General features: G+C 48.9%; 6 protein-coding genes. 4 read left to right on the top strand and 2 right to left on the bottom strand.

Annotated elements, in window-relative coordinates:
- Nucleotides 1-3,318: a DUF4175 family protein gene (locus EJV45_RS15595; RefSeq protein WP_240755301.1), complete on the bottom strand. Its 3,318-nt coding sequence runs from the start codon at nucleotides 3,316-3,318 to the stop codon at nucleotides 1-3.
- Nucleotides 3,319-3,494: 176 nt separating this feature from the next.
- Here EJV45_RS15595 and EJV45_RS15590 point away from each other — a divergent pair, with 176 nt between their 5' ends.
- On the top strand, nucleotides 3,495-5,012 hold the full coding sequence (locus EJV45_RS15590; RefSeq protein WP_129717037.1) for a glycerophosphodiester phosphodiesterase family protein: 1,518 nt from the start codon (nucleotides 3,495-3,497) through the stop codon (nucleotides 5,010-5,012).
- 6 nt (nucleotides 5,013-5,018) lie between these two features.
- Here the strand turns inward: EJV45_RS15590 and EJV45_RS15585 are convergent, their stop codons facing one another.
- Nucleotides 5,019-7,565 (bottom strand): hypothetical protein, encoded by a 2,547-nt coding sequence (locus EJV45_RS15585; RefSeq protein ID WP_129717035.1) that lies wholly within the window; start codon nucleotides 7,563-7,565, stop codon nucleotides 5,019-5,021.
- Between the two features lie 376 nt (nucleotides 7,566-7,941).
- On the opposite strand from EJV45_RS15585, the gene EJV45_RS15580 reads away from it, so the two are divergent.
- From EJV45_RS15580 to EJV45_RS15570, 3 genes are read left to right on the top strand one after another with little or no spacing between them, the layout of a single operon-like run.
- A complete protein-coding gene (locus tag EJV45_RS15580; RefSeq protein ID WP_129717033.1) occupies nucleotides 7,942-14,607 on the top strand; it encodes a gliding motility-associated C-terminal domain-containing protein in 6,666 nt (2,221 codons plus the stop codon).
- Nucleotides 14,608-14,639: 32 nt separating this feature from the next.
- A complete protein-coding gene (locus EJV45_RS15575; RefSeq protein ID WP_129717032.1) occupies nucleotides 14,640-15,638 on the top strand; it encodes a PorP/SprF family type IX secretion system membrane protein in 999 nt (332 codons plus the stop codon).
- Nucleotides 15,639-15,647: 9 nt separating this feature from the next.
- Nucleotides 15,648-17,657, top strand: a complete 2,010-nt coding sequence (locus EJV45_RS15570) for an OmpA family protein (RefSeq protein ID WP_129717030.1) — start codon at nucleotides 15,648-15,650, stop codon at nucleotides 17,655-17,657.
- Nucleotides 17,658-17,680: the final 23 nt, after the last annotated feature.

Raw genomic sequence — 17,680 nt, 5'->3', positions numbered from 1 at the left:
CTATCTTTTGCGCAAATCTAACAATTTGTAATACTCGTTTAAGGTATTTTTGTAATAGCTATTCAGGCCTGGCGGCGTCTTATTCAATAATTCTTCTGTAGAGCCGCCTTCAGTTTTAAACTTCTCGAGCATTTTCTGATGATTCGGCGGGAAGTCTTTACCCGCCTGGCTCTGGCGTTTTTCGTCCTTATCCTGATCTCGCTCTGCCTTTTCGGCATCAAGTAGTTTTGTCAGAAGATTTTTCTGTCGAAGTATCGTTTCCTGCTGAAGCCGTTTGTTGACCAGATCACTTTCTGTTTTCTTCATCTCATCAACGGCCTGGTTCAGATTTCCCAAACCACCCTTGCCGTTCTTATTTTTCTCTATATTAAGCTTTTGAAGCGACTCGCGGATCAGTTGTTGCTGCTGGGCCATTCGGGCAAACTGTTCGCTCATTTGTCCCTTTGGCACTTTGCCCTGGTTGCCCGAACGTTGTATCTGCTCGCGTGCCTGTTGCATGTTCTGATTTAGCTGCTCCTGCATCTTTGCAAGCTGTTGCATGCTCTGGCTTTGTTTACCCTTACCCTTACCACCCGCATTCTTACGGGCACGCTGCAGCTGATCAAGCGCCTCATTCAGCATGACAGCCAGGTTGTTCAAAGACGTCATGGCAAATTGCTGAAAGCGGCCTGCCTCTGCAGTCCGTCTTTCGCCGAGGCTTTCCAACGCCTTATCAATATTAAAATCAATCTTGCCCACCTCTTCATTAACAGGCGTCTCTATCTGTGGCACGCGTCTGCTCAATGCATACAAGCTGTCAGCAATAGTTTTCATATTGTCTTTGACAGCCCGCTGTTTCTGTACTGTTGCCGCATAAGCAGGGTCTGTGGTGTTCATCTTTTTTAAGGCTAGCATCACCTTTTCCTGTTCAAATGATCCCTTTAACAGGTTTTCCAAAAGCTTTCTTAGCTGGCCAACGTTTACTTCATCTTCTTTTTCTTCAGACTCCTGCTGCATTTTCTGCATTTCTGCAGCCAGCTTTTCCATTTCAGCCGCTGCCTGTTTTTGCTTTCCCGCAGATCTGTTTTTGTCACTTTTTCCGAGTGCATCAGAACTTTCCTGCATTGACCTGCTGATATCACTCAACTCTTTCTCCGGACGTTCGAAGTTATTTGGGCGTTCAAGCGTCTGGTCCTTTTGCTGCAGCCTGTTCATTTCTTTTTTAAGATCCTGCAGCTTATCGGAGAGGTTGTTTTGTTCTTTGCTAAGCTGCTGTAAGTCTGCTGCCGGTTTCGATGTACGTTCCCAGAGCTCACGCTGTTCTCTGGCAAGCGATTTCAGCGCATCAATACTAGATTTTAACTCCTGCTCAAACTCAAGTTGTTTATAAAGTTCGAGAATACGGTCCAGCTCTTTCTTTAAAGTCTTGTTATCCAGCTGCATCTTACTCATTTCCCTGCTGGTTTGTTCTTTGCTATTCTGGTCTATAAGCGCCTGTAGCTTTTCGAGAAGCTCCTGGGTCTTTTCATCCAGCGCATTATTGAACAGGTCCTCAAGTTGCTTTTGTTTTTCCTGAAGATCAGCGTCTGGCTCAGCAAATTCATTCCTGTTCAGATTATTCCGCTCGTTTAATTCGCGGATATCTCTCACTACCTGGTCAAGCTGCTGTTGTTTTTGAAGAAGTTGCGCAATTTGTTTTCGGTCCTCACTGCTCAGCTGTTTTTTGTCAAGAAGTGATTCCCCAATTTTTTTGGTTTCCTTCTCTACCTGCGCAGCCAACCCAACCGCAGACTTTATTTTTTGCTTGAGCGATTCACTTCCGGCTTTTAGGGTTTCACGCTGTTGTTCTTCTGTTTCAACCTGAATGATCTGCGATGCCGAGCGCACTTTTTTCGGCCCGTTAACAGCATCATTGTCGGCGACCTCAAAGTAATATTCCACAGCATCCCCCGGTTTGACCTGGCTACGGTCAAGTTTCCAGGAATGAAAAAATCGCTGGCTGTTTCCCGGGCCGACAGGGAGTTTGCGGGTAACTTTGCGGACCGTTTTTCCATGTCTTATGGTGTATGTAAACACAAGGTTACTAAATCCATAATCATCTGTTATTTCCCCGGTGAAGTAATAAGCGTTCCTGCTTAATGAGTCGCCTGTAGTGGAGCTACGGATTTCAGGTAACTGATCCTTGATCACGATAATGCCATAGGCAAGTGAGTCGCCAGCTTTCAGGACGGTATTTAACGGACGCAATGCGTAGACCATATCCTGCCTTATAACAGCAGCAAATATAGCCTGTCCGTTCTGCACCGGCAGAGCGTGGGTGCTCGAGCCCAATCTGAAATTGACTGTGGTGGCATGTTCAGCATTGATTTTCCACCGAACGGTTGAGCCTTCAGGAATCTGCAAGTCACCACCCTGTTGCATTAAAGCAGGTTTTTTACCCAGGTAAGCGGGGTACGTGATCAGTGCCTGCATATTCAGCAGCGCAGGTTTGGGGACAACCGTTACCGTAAAACTTTCAGACGAAAAGCCACCGGCAGTAAAAGAAAGCGTTTTGGTTCTTTGCAGGTTTTGAAGCACATACGTGAAACGCATCTTGTCTTGCTTTTCCAACTTATATGTATTTATTCCATCCTGAAGGTAGGCCTCATTGGGCAGAACCTGGCCTTCGAGCGTGAGCTGAAGCCTGAGGTCATCGCCCTGCATAACGGTTAAATTTTTCCCTCCCAGAATGAAATTAAAAGGAGCCTTCGGCGGAATATAGCGGTCATAATTTAAAAAGCCGGTCGTCCCCTCGCGTAGCATGGCAGGAGCAACGATTGCAATCAAAACTATTGCTAATGCGGGAAAAAGCAAATACTTTAGGTACTTCCGGTTATCGCGCATACGTACCGCGGTCGAAAACGGTACAGGCCGCAGTTCATTAATGCGTTGCGTAATACCTGCTACCACAAGACGATTGTTCGCAGGTTCGAGATCAGCCAGGCGTTTAAGCTGGAGCGTATTGAGCAGTTTATCTTTTACGCCCGAAAAATGTTGACCGATAAGCTGTGCGGCCTCTTCAGTGCTCAAATGTTTGCCAAGCCGCACCAGCGACAGGAGGGGGCGGAGCATCCACAGGTAAATTAAAGCGATAGATACAGCGACAAAAAGAAAAAAGACAATTGTTTTTATTACGGCACCCGGATGGCTGAAATAGATCCAGGAAAAGATAACCAGATACATACCAAGCATACAGCCCACGGCATAAATGCTTCCGCGAACCACCTTATTCAGATAGAACCGCCTGATAAACCCATCTATTTTATGGATCAGAACGTCATACTGGCCTTTTTCCATCATGTAAATATATTAAATCAAAGGCGAATTCACATCCTGCTATCTTCTGGGCTGACGCTGCCTGATGCTTTCATTTTATTTCGATTAAATATGAAACCGGCATGCATACTACGGGTAACAGAAAGATAACTTTGCAGAATAAGATAAAACACTATTTTTGAAGCATTAAATGTAATAAAATGAAACACTTACTAGGCCGTGCGGTCGCAACGGGTCTGCTCATGATGATCGCTATTTCCTCCTTTTCGCAGAAGACCTGGAACATGAATGGCATCATTGCCCATCGCGGGGCCTGGAAAAAACAAAATCTTCCTGAAAACTCGATTGCTTCTTTGAAGGAGGCTGTAAAACTCGGCTGTTATGGCGCTGAGTTCGATGTATGGATGACGGCAGACAATGTGATCGTTGTGAATCACGATCCCGATTTCTATGGTATGAGCATTGAGAAATCTACGTACAAACAGCTGCTTGAGAAGACACATCCCAATGGGGAAAAAATCCCGACGCTTGAGGCCTATCTTAAGGCAGGGATTAAACAAAAGGGAACCCGCCTGATCCTCGAGATCAAAAGCTCAAAGGTGAATTTGGAGCGGTCGCTCGATCTCACAACGCGCGCGGTAGCCGCAGTGAAAAAATACAAGGCAACGAAATGGGTGGATTATATCGCATTCAGTTACGATGTGTGCAAAAAAATTCTGGAGTTGCAACCGGGTGCGGTTGTTACTTACCTCAACGGCGACGTTGCCCCGTCGAAGTTAAAGGCAGATGGCCTTTCGGGGGCCGATTATCATTACAGCGTATACCAAAAAAACGATGGCTGGCTGGAAGAAATGCGTAAGCTTAATCTGAGCACAAATGCCTGGACGGTTAACGCCGCCGAAGATATGCAGTGGCTTCTTGCTCATCATATTGACTACATTACCACAAACGAGCCTGAATTGCTTATCGAAGAGAGAAAGAAATCACCTGCACTTCAGGGCTGGAAACTGGTCTGGTCTGACGAATTTAATTACAGGGGTCTTCCTGCCGACGACCGTTGGACTTACGATGAAGGAGGGAATGGCTGGGGCAACAACGAGCTCCAGTTTTACACCAAAGCTGATTCTGCGAACACCATGGTTAATAAAGGGATTCTTACCATCACGGCACGCCGGGAGCGCAGAGAAAACCGTGATTACACATCGGCGCGCCTGCTGAGTAAAGGCAAATTTGACTGGAAATATGGTCGTGTGGAAGTACGCGCCATGTTACCCGGGGGCAAAGGACTCTGGCCGGCAATCTGGATGTTGCCTACCGAGTGGAAATATGGCGGCTGGCCAAAAAGCGGCGAGATTGATATTATGGAACATGTAGGCTACGAGCCCGACACCGTTTATGGCAGCGTACATACCGAAAAGTTCAACCATGTAATTCATACCCAGGTAACAAAAGGCATCAAAGTAGCCGATCCATATAAAAGTTATCATATCTATGCAGCAGAATGGTTTGAAGACCGGATCGACTTTTTTGTAGACGGTGAAAAATACCTTTCGTTTCCGAAGAAGGGGAACGATTCGACGAGCTGGCCATTCGATCAGAAATTCCACCTGTTATTAAACGTTGCTGTCGGGGGTAACTGGGGCGGAGCAAAGGGCCTTGATCCGAACGTTTATCCGGCGCAGCTGAAAGTTGACTACGTTCGGGTTTTCCAGAAGTAGGGCGGTTCAGGAGTCTTTAGGGTCAATGTTAAATACATCGTCAGGTGTAAAGGCATCCGTTTCAATCAACGAGATGAACTCAGCAAAAGCGTGAGCAATCGTTTCGCCTTCGGGGATATCTTTTTCCAGCCTGATTTTTAGGTAGTTGATTGCGATATGGAAAAAATTGTACGAGTATTTCTCAGCCCTTTCCAAAGCGCTTTCAAGTGTACTGAATGCAAGGGTCTCTTCACCCGTAAGCCTGTAGAATTCTGAGCGGAAAATGTCGAGCATGATCCGGGTAAAATTTGTAAGATAAGGGCCGCCTGTAGCTTCGGCAGCAGATCTTTCGAAGTGTGCCACGATCTTTTTTGCCGTATTCAACCGCAGGTTATAAAGACAGAAAAAGCCGTTAAAAACCAGGAGCAAAGACACGGAAAGGTCGTTTCTGCGCTTAAAGAGGTCGGGATGCCGCTCGTTCAGCGACTGGATAAACAAATTCCCTTCCCTGAAATGACCAGATGTGAGAAGAACCACACAGGCCATCCGGTATACACTCAGGTGATAGGCGGTAGGTGAGGCGTTTTCAGGATTCAGTTCTGATGCAACGAATTCAGCAATAGCTTCGTGCGCACGATTTGCAGGGACCTGACCGGAAAGCACCTGGTAGAAGTAAGTGAGCAGCTCAACGGGGTCAATGGGGAACAGCTGTCTCAGTCTGGTCCTGCTTTTTTTCAGGCGGTCTAACGCTCTTTTCAGTTCAGACTGCTTCATTTCACTCACCAGAATACTGCACCACATGACCTGCATCAATAAGTGCGTATCGCCCTCAGCCAGGTTTTCTGTTAGCGTGCTGATCGCTTTTTTATAAGGTTTGCTATAGATTTCTCCGCGGTGCAGCAAAGTGCTGAATTCGCGTTGCTGATCTTCTGATTGAATAATGGCGTGCTGCTGATGAAAAAGATAATTAAACTGTGCACACATGAACTGAAAAACGCGCTGCTTTTCCGTTCCGCTGAAAGGCAGATCAAGCGTGGTCTTCAGCGCATCAAAACGGCCATTTTTGATGCTGAAGCGCACCAGCCACTCAATTAATACTGTACGCAGCGGCTTGTCCTGGTAGTTATTCAGGATAAACGCATAGACTTCTGGTCCGGCTTCAAAATTAAATGAAGCCATGATCCGGTTAAAAAGAAAGTAGCTGTATATGGCCGGATGGATAAACCGGATCATTTCTAACGGGACAGCGTTACCAAAATATTTTTCTTCTACCAGGATACCCTCAGAAAGAAGTTCACCGTAATCTGTGCTGAACGTACTGATGTAATTGAGAACCTGTTCTTTTGATACGCTGTATCCTTTTTTGCCCGGCTCCATAAAACTGCTTAGTTTGTGGATCAGAAAGTTCTTTTCCGTGCTTTGCTGTGCCAGAAAAAGTTTTGTTTCCACATAACTATTGATAAGCTCAAAGTAGAGGACGGGGCTGTTCAGTTTAGGTACTTCAGGTCTCATTTTTAAGAGCCGGTAATACTGAAACCATAAAGGTGTGCTGAACAGCGACAAGTTAAGCGGGTGAACAGATGCGGCGTCCAGCTCCTTTTCCTCCTGTCTGCTTAATACACTCAAAATCTCTGCAGGGGTAAATTCAGGAACATTAGACAGCGTTTCGCGGTCAAAGAAACTTCCGCGATACCAGTTGCGGCTTAGAAATTCCGATCTATAGATCTCCTGTTTCATGGACAGCCATACCGCCACCGGCATGCTGAGCACAACCTTGATCCAGTCGCAGTTTTCGGTCACATACAGAAAGTCGATCAGGTTCTGCAGATAGCTGTTTCTGAAAATATTATCCTCGATGTCATCAAATACCAGAATCAGCTTACCCTTCCGTTCATGGGGATAACGGTCAAAGTAACTGCGGTAACCCTGTGGGTTCTCCGGACCGAAACGGTCCGACAACCAGTGACTCAGATCTTTGCCAGGTAAGGCCCACTTATTTATAGTGTACCAGTTGAAAAACAGCACGACGTGATCGCTGTGTTCTGTATGCTGGCTTTGCCTGAAATATTGCATGGTCAGCTGGGCCAGCAAGGTTGAGCGTCCCTGCAGGGGCTGTGCTGAGAGGCAAAAAAAAACCTGACGGGATTTCAGAAAATGCTCGAAATCGAGGTGAAGGAAACTTCTTAGCTCGGTATGGTTAAAATTTATCCCGGAAACGTTTTTTATATGAATCAGGGTGACATCGGTAATCAGCTGAGCCTCCTGCCTAAGCTCGTTCCATCTGGAATAATTAGTTACCGACAAATGGTCGCTTTGCCCAACGCTTTTGCAGAAGGCATTCCAGTTTCTGAACCCGGCATATTGGGCGAGCGTATTAAGTGTAAATGCAGAAAAGTTGTGAGTGATCTTGGCAAAGCCAAAAAAGCGTTTCAAGGTAGTTTCGCTGATGTACTTTTTGGTAAGCTCGAAGATATGATCTGATATAGCCTTGCAGCTTCCAGGGTCGATGGTAGGCAGTCCAGATTTTATTTCTACACTATTCTTCAGTTCACTCAAGTAGTCCCGGTGCGGCATCAAATACGACGGTTTTGTGTTTTATACAGTATACTACAAATCAAAGACAGCTCAAAGCAAAACAAATACCTACACGTAGTGATTTCCTGACAACCTGCGCGGGTGCCCGGATAACACGTCGAAAATCAACGACTTAAAGAAGATTTATAGTGTAGGGATACTGCGCAACTTCGAATTTTTTTCGATCACTCAAGTATGCTAAACCAAAAAGATAAATGCAGCACAAGATTTACAATGAATAAAATGAACAGTTGAGAGGAATTTTCAATGGATGGAATGAACGGGAAAGGAGCAGGTTGAGCATGTAGTTTTGATCCACAGCCTGGAAGGGACAGGCTGTGCCTAAGAAAACCATTATTCACGTAATTGCGCTACCATGTTTAAAACCTCTACCCCGCACATTCGGAAACCGGTGTTACGGCCGGTCAGGTACATCCTGCTATTACTGTTAACGCTCATTTCCAGTATTTCGTATGCTCAGTACAAACAAAGGGTATACGCTAACACCCAGACAAACAGTGTAGAGGCGGCCGGAAATGTCCAGCTGCTTGGCGCGGTCAATCTCTCGCTGGCCCAGGCGCTGCAGCAGCTGGGTATAGATCTTGCAGACCTGGGAACGGTTACCAATCCGGATAACGCGATTGACGTGGCGCCCGCTACGGCTCCCAGAACCTTTAGCCGGCTTAGTGCCACTTACCTTGATGTAAACCTGAACGTCATTGTGCCCGTTGCGCGGGTCAGGGTAGGAGCAAGGGTGAGTCAAAACCTCAAATTTCCTTCGGTGGTGGCCGGAAATGCGCCTGTAACACTCAAACTCGGTTTTGGCGGAGGGGTGGCGCAAACGCTGCTTGACGGACTAAATATCCAGGCAACCCTGAATGGTGTTCCTGTGGGCCCTGTTGTAACAAAGACAAATAACATTCTGGGCCTGCTGGGAAACCGGTCTGTTGTCGAACTCACGTTTACACCCGGCGTACCCTATGATGGTGTGCGGGTGCTTCTTAATTCAGAGGGCCTGCTTGCTTCCCTGAATGCTTTCCAGTCTGTAGACGTCTACGATGCGTACTATCTTGCAGATGTGCCTTCCCTTGCCAACTGCGATGCCCCGTTTGACGCACTGTTCGGTGCAAACGCCAGTGTTTCTGCATTGGGCAGTGTAACAGACCCATACAATGCTATAGATAACGATCCAAATACTTTTGCTACGTTAAACTCTGGCGCAAGCGTTCTTCCAACGCCTGACCAGGGTGTTTACCATACGTCGGTTTTTCCGACTTACAGCCGGGCGGGCGATTCGGTCAAGGCCGTAATCAGCTTTCCCGGAACCTTGCTCGAGGCACAGCTTCTGAGTTCAATCAGTTTTCAGACACTCAATAAGGGCGACGATGGCGTGGAATCGGTAGTGCAGACCTTTACCGGCAGCACGCTGCTTTCGCTTGAACTTTTATCCGGTACAACAGACCGGGCCACGGTTTCGTTCAGAACGACCCAGCCGTTTAACCGAATCAGGGTTCTTTATGGCGGTGCCGTTGTTGCCCTGCAGTCGGTCAGGCTTTACGATGTAAGAAGGGTAGCGGCAAATCCAATTGTGGAAGTGCCCGGACTTGATCCTGCAACCAATACGTTAATTGTCTGTCAGGGAACACCCGTAGAACTTCGCATCACGAATCCTGAAGCAGGGTCCAGCTATCAATGGTACACAACGCCTACCGGCGGAAGTCCGGTTACAACCGGTGTATCTGCCAATGGTACAGTATTCAGCCCTACAGGCCTTGCCCTGGGTAACAATGTATTTTACGTTTCGCTTATCAGAAATGGTTGCGGGAACGAAGCTTCGGCCCGGACAAGGGTTACGATAACCGTAAATCCGGCGCCAGCTGCGGCCGATATTCAGATTGCCGGCAATTCAGCACCTTTTTGTGCGGGAAGCCCCGTGGTGCTGACGCCTTCAGTCGTTGCCAGTCCTTCTGTTGCTATCCCTGCACCTTTGTTCAGGTGGTACCGCAATGCAGACCGGACCGGCCTGATTACTGATGGGCTCACAGAAAACGGCGTAACCTATGCAATTGCTGCAAATGGTACGCTCACGGTTACAGGCCTTACAGCAAATGCCACTTATTACGTAAGCGTTGCGGCTAACAATGGGGCAGGCTGCGAAAGTGCCACGCTTCAGAGCGTGCCTGTAACTGTTAATTTTATTCCGCCGCCTGAGGCGATCACGCTAAGCAGCAACATCGTTCAATGTACAGGAACTCCGGTTGTACTGGCTCCGACAGCCATTCCTGCAATCACCAACCCGGTATTTACCTGGTATCGCGATGCAGCCAAAACCCAGCCTATACTCGATGGAACAAGCGATGGCGCGGTGACGTATGCCATTGCGGCAAACGGAACACTGACAGTTAACGGCCTGGCGGCAAATGCCGATGTAAACTATTATGTTACGGTAAGGGGCGACAATGCCTGCGAAAGTGCCGCCGGTAAACAAATAAACGTAAAAGTTTCTGCAGCCTTGCCTGCACCTGCCTTTGTTGCCTCGACAGTTGACGTATGCGGACCCGGACAAACGGCCAGCTTCGAAATTTCAAATAATGCCGGAGGCTTTACTTATACCATCTATGATGCGCTGACCGGCGGTAATCCTGTTACGACCGGCTTTACCATTACCGGAAATACCATCTCATTTGCCAATGTCACTGCTTCTGCAACGTATTTTGTAGAAGTGACAGGTGCCGGAGGTTGTGCCGGCGTAGCACGGTCAGAAATCAGGGTCAATGTATCTCCGCTTGCACCTGCAGGAGCCATTGCGTCATTGAACGTAAACAACAGCACCGGCGGCAATGTCTGCGCCACCGCCGACGGGCGCATTGTCCTCACAGCTACCTCAACCGGGATTACAAATCCGACCTATTATTTCTACGAGGGGTCTACGCTGCGCGGAAGTAACCAGACCGGCGTATTTGAGGTGACTCCTTTTACTCCGGGCGTAGCATTGACTTACTCTGTCGGCATAAGTGGCACAGGCCTTTGTGAGACCGCTGCTGCAGACAGAACTTCAATCACATTCACACCGAATCTGCTTCCGGGCAATCCAACATTGAACCTGAGCGGTGTGCAGGTCATAACAGCTGGTAGCTCCGTACAGCTGACTGTAGATCCGCAGCCAGCCGGAGCGGTGAGTTACCAATGGTTTAAAGGCACCACGCAGCTTGCAGAGACATCAGCCACGCTGACGCTTACAAATGTTACCGCAGCTGATGCCGGTGTATACCGTGTTGTAGCTGTAGGTGCCGGTGGTTGTACCTCTGCAGCTGATGCTACTGTGACCATCCAGATCGCTGATGCGGCATTCTGGGAAAGTTATGTTGTAGCGGGCGGTGGCACGACAGTAAGAGGCGGCGAGGAAGTGACCTGGACGCTGCACCTGCGCAACAACGGCAGCCAGCCTATCAGCAATTATGTGCTGTCTGATATGGTTCCGGCCAATACAACATTAAGAAGCATAACTGATGGCGGAACAGAGTCTGCCGGACGGATAACCTGGGCTCCGGTTACGGTTAACCCCGGTGAAACAGTAACCCGTTCGTTTACCGTTCTGGTGAATGCTGACCTTACAGGGGTTCCTGCTATAACGAATGTCGGATATGTCAGCGATGGCGTAAACCCGGAAAGGCCAAGTATTCCTGCAAGTCCGACTGATCCGAATCAACCCGGCGATCCGACTAAACAGGGATCCAGTGTACCTGTGCAGGCTGTAAATACGACAGTGTCCTGGAAGAGCTTCGCAATTCCTGGCGGTGCCACCACCGTTCGTGGCGGTGAAGAAGTAACCTATACCGTAAAAATCAGAAATACCGGAAACCAGGCGCTGAGCAATGTAATTGTTCGCGATGACATTCCGGCCAATACCACGTTTGTAAGAGTAGCCGATAACGGTATTCAGAATGGAAACCAGGTTGTCTGGAGCGGTGTGTCTGTTCCCGTAGGGCAGACGGTAAGCCTTAGCTTTGTAGTTGGGGTAAATGCCGACCTGACCGGGGTAACCAGTATAAATAATGTCGCAGTTGTAAATGATGGTGTCAATCCGGAGCAACCTACATTACCACCCGATCCTGCCAACCCTGACGAACCGGGAGATCCTACTACCCCGGGTACGAATATTCCCGTTCAACAGGTGAACCAAACGGTTACATGGAAAAAATTCAGCATTCCCGGCGGCGCAACTACGGTAGCGGGGGGTGAAGACATAACCTATACCATCAAAGTACGCAATACGGGCAACCAGACCCTTGGCCAGGTTCGCGTAAGCGATGCCGTCCCGGAAAACACCACAGTAGTCAGTGTGGCAAATGGCGGCGTTCAGTCTGGCAATACCATCAACTGGACCGGTGTAAATGTACCGGTGGGACAAACCGTCGACCTGAGTTTTGTGGTGCGCGTAAACACCAATCTAACCGGCGTTTCCACCATCCGCAACGTAGCGGTAACAAATGACGGGATTAATCCTGACCAGCAAAGTATTCCACCAGATTCGGCTAATCCTGATGAGCCGGGCGATCCGACGAAAACCGGTACCGATATTCCGGTGCGTCAGGTAACACAAACCGTATCCTGGAAAAGCTTCAGCATACCTGGCGGGGCAACCACCGTTAGAGGAGGCGAGGAAGTGACATATACAATCCGGATGCGAAATACGGGCAACCAGGCGTTGAGCAATGTTGCCGTACGCGATGAAATTCCCGCCAACACAACATTTGTCAGCGCCGGCGATAACGGCAGCCTCAACAGCGGCCAGGTAACCTGGTCAGGGATTTCTATCCCGGTTGGTGGCACGGTAAGCGTGAGCTTCGTTGTGCGGGTCAATACAGATCTGACCGGCGTCGGACTGATAAGGAATGTTGCCTATGTGAATGATGGCACCGGACCTGAGCAGCCAACGGCACCACCTGATCCGTCAAATCCGGCGCAGCCCGGGAACCCTGCAACGCCGGGAACCGACATTCCGGTGCAGACCGTTAACAGCACTGTTGGCTGGAAGGCCTTCAGCATTGCCGGCGGCGCAACTTCTGTAAAGGGCGGTGAACAGGTTACCTATACGATTAAAGTACGTAATACAGGAAATCAGATCCTTGACAATGTAACCGTCAGGGACGATATTCCGGCGAATACAACATTTGTAAGCGTAGCAAATGGCGGTACCCGAAATGGCAACCAGCTTACCTGGACAGGACTGAACATTCCTGTTGGCGGCACCGCCAGCCTGAACTTTGTTGTGAATGTCAATACAGATCTGACAGGCATTAACGTGATCAGAAATATAGCTGTCGTGAATGACGGAATTAATCCCGACCAGCCGACTATTCCGCCAAGTCCGGGTAATCCAGACGAACCAGGTAATCCGGCTACTCCAGGAACTGATATTCCTGTTGACCAGGCTACCAGCACGGTTTCCTGGAAGGCCTTCAGCATTCCGGGTGGCGCTACCAGCGTAAGGGGTGGTGAGCAGATTACCTACACCATTCGTGTCCGCAATACCGGAAACCAGGCATTGACAAACGTTACCGTTCGTGATGACATCCCGGCGAAAACCACGTTTGTAAGTGTGGCAGATAACGGAACCATTACAGGCAATACGCTGACCTGGTCTAATTTGAGCGTTCCGGTGGGCCAGACCATCAGCCTCAGCTTCGTGGTGCGGGTAGATGCAGACCTGACTGGGGTAACTACAATCCGCAATGTGGCTGTCGTAAACGATAGTGTAAATCCCGAGCAGCCAACCTTGCCTCCTAACCCGACAGACCCGACAGAACCGGGCAATCCTGGTACGCCGGGCACCGATATCCCGGTTGAAACCATTGGCAACTTTACAACTTCAATGACAGTTGTTACGCCAAGACCTTCGGGTATAGGACGCGCAGGCGATGAACTTACGTATACTATTACGGTTACCAATACAGGAAATCAGGTGCTGACCAATGCAGCAATTACTGATGCGCTGCCAAATAAAACAACGTTTGTATCGGCCAGCAACGGTGGAACGTTGAACGGAACCAACGTTCAGTACACTATACCGACGCTTGGTGTCGGACAGAGCCAAACCGTTCAGTTGGTGGTTCGCGTAAACAATGATCTGGCGGGCGTAACCTCAATACGCAACTCGGCGACTGTTTCGGCCGGAGGCGTAACGAAAAATACAGATCCGGTAGATGTTACGATCGAGTGTGTCGCACCGTCTGCACCAGCGCAAATTACAACAACCGGCAATTCGATCTGTCCGGGAACAGGTGTAACGCTTGCCGTTGTGAACCCCGACTCGCAGGTTATCTATCGCTGGTACACCACACAGCTGGGCGGAACACCTGTATTCGAGGGACCGTCGTTTGCCACAGGCAACCTGAACAGCTCTGTCACGTACTGGGTAGAAGCAACGCGCATTGCAGGACAGTGCACCAGTCCGACACGCACATCAATTACAATTAATGTGCTTACTCAGCTGGCTACACCTGCACCGACAGTGCTAAGTACAACACCAACCAGTGTTACGTTTGGCTGGCAGGCAATTCCGGGTGCTTCAGGTTATGAGGTTTCAATTGATAATGGTGGAACCTGGACCGTGCCGAGCGCAGGTGCTGCTGCTACAAGCCACGTCATTGCGGGTCTCAAACCAGACCAAATGGTAACGATTCGTGTCAGGGCAACAGGAGCGGCATCATGCCAGACCAGTACCGCTTCGCCGCAAATTTCGGGAACCAGTTCTAACCCTATGGGCAACGAAGTATTTGTTCCAAATGCCTTTACGCCTAATGGCGACGGCAAAAATGATGTGTTCCTGGCCTTCGGGAATACCATCACAAGCATCGACATGCGCGTATACAATCAATGGGGTCAGCTGATCTTCAGAAGTCAAAACCTGCAACAGGGTTGGGACGGAACATTTGAAGGTAAGATGCAGCCTACCGGGGTATACGTCTATGCCGTGGAACTGAAATTCAAAGACGGTACAGATGGAATGAAGAAAGGTACTGTCACTTTATTGAGGTAATAAGCCAGGATACATCTAAAAAACAGAAAAACATGAAATCAAGATCATTCATAATAAAATCGGCCTTTATCTTCTGTCTGCTGCTTGGTGCATCAGCCGGGAGCCGGGCCCAGGTTGACCCGCATTTTTCACAGTATTACGCGTATCCGCTCTGGCTTAATCCGGCTATGACGGGGGTATCTGACGGGGATTACCGGGCAGGTGTAAATATTAAAAACCAGTGGGGAGGCCTGTCTAAATCATTCTTTACCGGCGGCGCTTCTTTTGACATGGCAGCGAATGATAAGCTGGCTTTCGGCGCTACCGTCCTGAACCAGCGTGCGGGCGAATTAAGCTTTAACTACCTGACTGCACTTGTCTCTGCATCTTACCGGATCAGATTCGGACATTCGGGGCTCAATATTGTGAGTTTTGGTTTGCAGGGCGGGATCATCAACAGAAGTTTTGACGCCTCAAGCGCCCAGTTCGGCAGCGATTTCAATCCCGTTACAGGAATGGGTTCAGGATCATCAGAGGCAATCATGTCTGAATCGGCTACGATTCCTGACGTAAACGCGGGTGTGCTTTACTTTGACGGAAATCCCGACCAGGTGGCCAATGTCTTTCTTGGTGTAAGTGCTGCGCACCTCACCCGCCCGACAGAACGTTTCCTGGGCAGCAGCCAGCGTCTGCCGATGCGGCTAACCGCCCATGGGGGTGCCAGGTTCAGGGTGTCTCAGAGCTTTGACATAGTTCCCAACGCGCTTGCCATGTTTCAGGGAAACGCTGAAGAAATAGCTGCAGGTGCTTACGGCCAGCTGGCGCTTAACCAGCAGGCGAGCCTGCTCTTTGGGGGCAATTACCGTTTTGATGATGCCGGAATCGTTACGGCAGGCATCCAGTATAAGAACCTTGTCTTAGGCATCAGCTACGACATCAATACATCCAGTTTGCGCACAGCGACAAATCGCAACGGGGGGCTGGAAGTGTCTATCTCCCTGGTTGGCCGCAATGGCCTGATCGGTCCGAATTTCTTTTGTCCACGATTGTAATATAGCGTCATGAAAAAGTTCACAGTTCTCACATCCCTGTTGTCTTTCCTGGCTATAACGGCCAGTGCACAATATGTTGTTAACTACAAAAAAGCCGCAGACGCATATTTTGCCGGTAAGGAATATTATGCGGCTGCTGAGTTTTACAAAAAGGCACTCAATATCAAGGCTGACAGCTCAGGCCTGGTGCTGCCATACTCGGGCGAAAGCAAAGCCGTGGCAGAGCGTGTGGCCGGCGCGGAATATCAGTCAATGATCTTCAAACTTGCAGAAGCGAACAGGCTCTACAAAAACTTTGCAGAGGCCGAAAAATACTATGCGCTGGCAAATGGCTTTGCTGACAAACGGTACAGCATGGCTTCATACTGGTATGGCGAAAGTCTGATGGCCAATCAGAAGTACGACGAAGCGATCGATGCGTACGAAAAATATATTGCCAGCAATCCAAAAAACGAGTACACTGACAAGGCAGCCGGACGGATACAGGCTATCCGGGCAGCCGTAAATGAGATGCGTTACCCAAAACTCGTACAGGTTAAAAAACTGCCCGGCGCATTAAATTCAGCGGGATCGAATTACGCACCCGTTTTTATGAACGGAAAGTTATACATCAGCTCATCGCGTCCGCAGGAGGTTCCGAATGAGAAAGTGCTGGTTGTTCCGGGTAACGCCCAGACAAAGGTGCTTAAAAAACAAACTCCGTATCTGAATGCCCTGTATGAGGTTTCAGGAAGTATTGATGCTGGCTCTGCGCAGGTGTCAAAGGTAAAGGTAGCAGGGATACCAAAAACTGAGCAGCTGGCAGCCGCGTCGTTTAACCCTTCGGGCGACCGGATGTATTTTACCGCCTGGAATGAGCGCCGTGAAAACCCAAAGCAAGCCATCTTCTGGTCGCAGAAAACCGGTTCCGGCTGGTCTGAACCAAAGGCCCTTGGTCTTCAGGTAAACAGCAAAGACTGGAATGCGGTACAGCCCTTTGTAACCCCAGACGGCAAGTTTCTGATCTTTTCGTCAGACCGCAGCGGCGGCTTCGGCAACTTTGATCTTTGGTACTGTCCGCTGCGGGCCGACGGAAGTCTCGGACAGGCGGTAAACATGGGGCCGCAGATAAACACCGCAGATAGCGAAAGAAATCCCTATTATAATGCGTTAACGCGCAAGCTGATGTTCAGCAGCAATAATCCGAAAGGTCTGGGCGGTTATGACTTCTATGAATCTGAAGGCGATTTTACAGGATGGAGCGCGGCCAGAAATATGGGCTATCCGTTTAATTCTTCGAAAGACGATGTATATTTCACCGCAACAAACAGCAGGGGTACGGAAGGTTATATCAGTTCAGACCGGCAGTCAGAATGCTGCCTGGAGTTGTTCGCCGTAAAACGTGAGTTTATCAAAGTTACCGGACAGCTGATTGATTGTGTGACCAATCAGCCCATTTCAAATGCCCAGGTAAGCCTGAATGATGGCGATAGGACCCAGGTAAGCGAAACCGGAGCCGATGGAAGTTATACGTTTGCTATCGACTCCCGCAAGCCAATTCGTCTTGCCATGAAGAAAGACAACTACTTTAGCAAAAACGTAAGTTATAATGCGGCAGACCTGGCGAAGGTTGATACGCTGGTAAGAACTGACCTTTGTCTTACTGCGTTTAAAATAGACAAGCCGATTGTACTGAACAATATTTATTATGAGTTTAACAGTGCCGAGCTGACAGAGGGGTCAAAAGTGATGCTTGATTCTCTGGCCAGGATTATGCTTGATAACCCCGACATCGAGATCGAACTTAGTGCCCATACCGATAATATTGGGGGTGATGCCTATAACTTTGATCTTTCAGACCGGCGGGCAAAATCCTGTGTAAACTACCTTCTTACCAAACAGATCAATCCGAGTCGTGTTACATCGCGCGGTTATGGCAAAACGAAGCCGGTAGCGCCAAATACATTACCAAACGGTAAAGACAACCCGGACGGAAGACAGAAGAACCGCCGCACCGAATTTAAGGTGACCAAAAAATAGCCTCGATAATTTTTTATGTATGG

Origin of the sequence: Pedobacter sp. SYP-B3415 (assembly GCF_004138205.1) — a bacterium.
Lineage (GTDB): Bacteria > Bacteroidota > Bacteroidia > Sphingobacteriales > Sphingobacteriaceae > Pedobacter.
Note: the sequence above shows the minus strand (reverse complement) of the source record. Positions and strands in the feature narration are given on the sequence as shown.